General features: G+C 69.0%; 4 protein-coding genes. 1 reads left to right on the top strand and 3 read right to left on the bottom strand.

Features of this window, described 5'->3' with window-relative positions:
* On the top strand, positions 1–838 hold an 838-nt coding region (locus DQW85_RS26710; RefSeq protein WP_162795405.1), incomplete at its 5' end, for a glycosyltransferase family 4 protein.
* Between the two features lie 52 nt (positions 839–890).
* On the opposite strand, the gene DQW85_RS26705 is transcribed toward DQW85_RS26710, so the two are convergent.
* Genes DQW85_RS26705 through DQW85_RS26695 form a run of 3 tightly spaced genes read right to left on the bottom strand, consistent with a single transcriptional unit; the run spans position 891 to position 3984 of the window.
* Positions 891–1808, bottom strand: coding sequence for a carbohydrate ABC transporter permease (locus tag DQW85_RS26705; protein WP_113702684.1), 918 nt, complete (start codon positions 1806–1808; stop codon positions 891–893).
* A complete protein-coding gene (locus DQW85_RS26700) occupies positions 1805–2677 on the bottom strand; it encodes a carbohydrate ABC transporter permease (protein ID WP_113702683.1) in 873 nt (290 codons plus the stop codon). The genes DQW85_RS26705 and DQW85_RS26700 overlap by 4 nt, the downstream gene beginning before the upstream one ends.
* A gap of 20 nt (positions 2678–2697) precedes the next feature.
* The gene (locus tag DQW85_RS26695; RefSeq protein WP_113702682.1) at positions 2698–3984 is read right to left on the bottom strand and encodes an ABC transporter substrate-binding protein; all 1287 of its coding nucleotides are present in this window, start codon (positions 3982–3984) and stop codon (positions 2698–2700) included.
* Positions 3985–4182: the final 198 nt, after the last annotated feature.

The following is a 4182-nucleotide window of genomic DNA, read 5'->3' as shown; positions in this document are numbered from 1 at the left end:
GGCGGCCCCGCTCGGGCTGCTCGCACCCCGGCTGCGCGCCGCGGGCGCGCGGCGCGTCGTCATGCTGACCCACGGCCACGAGGCGTCCTGGGCCGGCGCGCCGGGATTCCGCGCCGCGCTGCGACGCATCGGCGAGCACGCCGACGTGGTCACCTACCTGGGCGAGTACACGCGCGCCCGGCTGGCCACCGCGATACCGCCCGGCAAGCTCGTACGGCTCGCGCCCGGCGTGGACACCGCCGTGTTCCACCCGGAGGCCGAGCCCGGCGTCGCCAAGGCCCGGCTCGGCCTCGCCGGCAGGCCGGTGGTGGCGTGCGTGTCCAGGCTCGTGCCGCGCAAGGGCCAGGACCGGCTCATCAGGGCCTGGCCCGAGGTGCGCGAGGCGGTGCCCGGGGCGGTGCTGCTGCTCGTGGGCGGCGGCCCGGACCTGCGGAGGCTGCGGAGGCTGGCCCGGGGACAGGAGTCGATCCGCTTCACCGGCACCGTCCCCGCGGCCGACCTGCCCGGCTACTACGCGGCGGCCGACGTGTTCGCCATGCCGTGCCGCACCCGCCTCGGCGGGATCGACGTCGAGGGGCTCGGCATCGTGTTCCTGGAGGCCTCGGCCAGCGGCCTGCCGGTCGTCGCGGGAGCGTCCGGCGGCGCGCCCGACGCCGTGCGGCACGGCGAGACCGGCCTCGTCGTCGACGGCGCCGACACCGGCGAGGTGGCCACCGCGCTGATCGGGCTGCTCAGTGACCCGGAGCGGGCGCGGAAGCTCGGCGCGGGCGGCCGCGACTGGATCGCCCGCGAGTGGACCTGGGACCTGGTCGCCGCCCGCTTCCACGCCCTCCTGTGAAGCTCCCTCCTGTGAAGCTCCCTCCTGTGAAAGCGCGCTCCTGTGAAAGCCCTCAGCCCTTGGTGGCGCCGAGCGTCAGCCCGGAGACGAACTGCTTGTGCAGGAGCTGGAAGACGATCAGCGTCGGCAGCGCCACCAGCACCGACCCGGCAGCCAGCAGGTTGTAGTCGGTGAAGAACTGGCCGCGCAGGTTGTTGAGCGCCGAGGTGACCGGCAGCTTGTCGCCCGACGACATGAGCACCAGCGCCCACAGGAAGTCGTTGTACATCCAGGTGAACTGCAACGTGGACAGCGCCGCCAGCACCGGGCGGCACAGCGGCAGCGTCAGCTGCCAGTAGCGCCGCCACAATCCGGCACCGTCCACCAGCGCCGCCTCGCTGATCTCCTCCGGGATCGTGCGCATGAAGTTCGCCATCACGAACACGCAGAACCCGAACTGGAACGCCACGTGGATGAGGATCAACCCGAGGTAGGAGTCGTACAGCGACTGCGAGTCCGACAGCCAGGCGGGCAGCGGGACCAGCGCGTACATGGTGTAGAGCGGCGTGATGAGCACCTGCGGCGGCAGCAGGTTGCCCGCGGTGAACACGATCAGCAGCACCTTGCGGCCCGGAATGCGCAGCCGCGCGATGGCGAACGCCGTGAACGAGGCCAGCAGCAGCGTGATCAGCACGCCGGGCACCACGATGATCAGCGTGTTGAGGTAGTAGCGCGGCAGCTCCGCCTGGCTCCACGCCTGCCCGTAGTAGCCGAGCGTCAGCTGCTCGGGCAGCGAGAAGTAGCCCAGGCGGGCGGTCTCCTCGTACGGGCGGAGCGAGGCGTAGACGGCCAGCGCGAGCGGCAGCAGCCAGCCCAGCCCCACCAGGACGAGGAAGGCGTGGAGCAGGACCCGCAGCGGGCGCACCGGGCGGCGCGCCGGCGGGGACGGCCGCGTGGCCTCCGGGGTCTCGACGGGGGCGGTGAGCGTCATCGTTCCTCCCTGAACAGCTGCGACAGGTAGGTGACGATGAACCCCAGCGAGATCGCCAGCAGGATCACCGCGATGGCCGAGCCGAACCCGATCCGGCTGGCCTCGCCCACGATGTTCTCGGTCACCAGCACGGACAGCAGCTCCAGCCCGTTCCTGCCCTTGTTGATGGCGTAGACGATGTCGAACGCGCGCAGCGCCTCGATGACCGTGATGACCAGCACGATCACGTTGACCGGGCGCAGGCTCGGGAACACCACCCGGAAGAACGCCTGCGGCTCGCTGGCCCCGTCGATGGCCGCCGCCTCCTTCAGCGCCGGGTCCACGGCCTTCAACCCCGCCAGGTAGATGATCATGACGTAGCCGACGTGCCGCCACGCCGCCGCCACCATGACCACCCAGATGTTGATCGACGAGTCGCCCAGCCAGTCGACGGTCAGCCCGGTCACCGCGTTCAGCACGCCGTAGTCGGAGGAGTAGACGAGCTGCGCGATGAAGCCCACGACGGCGAGCGACAGCACCACCGGCATGTACAGCGCGCTCTGGTAGACGCGCGACAGCCGCAGCCGCCGGTCCAGCAGCACCGCGCAGAACAGCCCGAACGGCGTCGCGACCAGCCCCAGGAAGGCCAGCCAGAGCACGTTGTTGCGCACCGCCGACCAGAACGGCGGGTACTCACCGGACAGGTCGGCGTAGTTGCGCCCGCCGACCCATTCGATGGGCCCGATGCCGTTCCAGTCGGTGCCGGACAGTCCCACGGAGGCCAGCGTCGGCCCCCAGATGAGGGCCACGTTGACGATGACGGCCACCCCCAGCCCGATGACCAGGATGGTCACGTCCCGGGCGGAGTAGCGACGGCTCTTCACTGTCATATGGGGGGCCTTCACTGTCGTCAGCGGAAGATGTTGGCCTTCTGCTTCTCGATGCTCGACAGCAACGAGTCGATCTCGTCCGGCTTGCTGACGAACGACTGCAACGAGGGGATCATCACCGTGGAGGCGAAGTCGGGCCGGGTGTCACGGTCGAGGAACTGCGCGATGTGCGTCGCCTTGGACACCAGCTCGGCGCCGCGCTTCTGCAGCGCGCTGTAGCCGCTGGCGTCGGCCTTGGCGCTGGAGGCCAGCGTGCCCGGGTCCAGCTTGGTGGCGGCGTTCTGCGAGGCGGCCTGCGCGAAGTGCTTGAGCAGCGCCTTGGCCCCGTCGACGTTCTTGGCCTTGGCGGAGATCATGTAGCCGTCGATGGGAGCGTCGATCGAGTCGGTGCCGTAGGCGGGGTTGATCTCGGGGAAGGTGAAGAAGTCGAGGTCGTCGCGCTCGCTCTCCGGGAACTGCTGGGCGACGAACATGCCGAGCAGGTACATGCCGGTCTTCTTCTGCTGCAGCGACTGCCCGGCCTCCTGCCAGGTACGGCCCAGCGCCGCCGGCTGGTGGTACTCCATCAGCCCCCTCCAGGTGTCGAAGACCTGCCGGACCCGGGGGTCGGTCCACGACTCCTTGCCGGCCATGAGCGAGATGTGGAAGTCGTAGCCGTTGGTCCGCATGTTGATGATGTCGAACGTGCCCATGGCCGGCCAGCCGTCCTTGTCGGCGAACGCGATCGGGATGAGCCCGTCGGCCTTCATCTTCTTGGCCAGCGCCGTGAACTCGTCCAGCGTCTTGGGCGGCTGGTAGCCCTTCTCCTCCCACAGGCTCTTGCGGTAGAAGACCGCCCACGGGTAGTAGGTGAAGGGCACGAAGTACTGCTTGCCGTCCGTGCCCGTGGAGGCGTCCTTGAACGGCTGCGTGTAGTCACCGCCGATCTCACGCCACACGTCCGAAACGTCGGTCGCCAGGCCCTGCTCGGCGAAGAACTGCATCCGGTAGCCCGCGAACCAGGTGAACACGTCGTCCGGGGTGCCCTTGAGATAGCGGTTGATGTTCTCCTGGAACGTGTTGTGGTCCACGGTGTTGATCTTCACCTGGGCGGCGGTGAAGCTCCCGGCCACGGTCTCGAGAGACTTCTTCGGGATCTCGTCGGAGGCGTTGGAGCCGATGGTGACGGTTCCCAGCTTGCCGCCGGAGGCATTGCCCGTCGTGGCGGGCGGGTTGGAGCCGCAGCCGGCCAGGATGGCTGGGACGCCGAACGTGGCGGCGGCGCCGAGCAGCAGGTTGCGGCGGGAGATCGGCAGACGTTGGTCCATGGTGGTTCCTCCTTGCCCGGACCCTCAAATTCCCCCGAGTTCGCTCACTTCCATACATCGAAAGGCCAACAATTCGGACTTGTCAACACATGTATCTGCATCGAGACCTGTGGAGGCGTGTCGAGGTGTGTCGGAAACTGTTGGGATGTGGGCGGCGGCTGGACGACGAAGGGCGTCGCCGATCACCCGTGGTGATCG

Source organism: Nonomuraea lactucae (assembly GCF_003313395.1).
Taxonomy (GTDB): domain Bacteria; phylum Actinomycetota; class Actinomycetes; order Streptosporangiales; family Streptosporangiaceae; genus Nonomuraea; species Nonomuraea lactucae.
The sequence above is the reverse complement of the archived record's forward strand: the minus strand, read 5'-3'. Positions and strand labels throughout refer to the sequence as shown.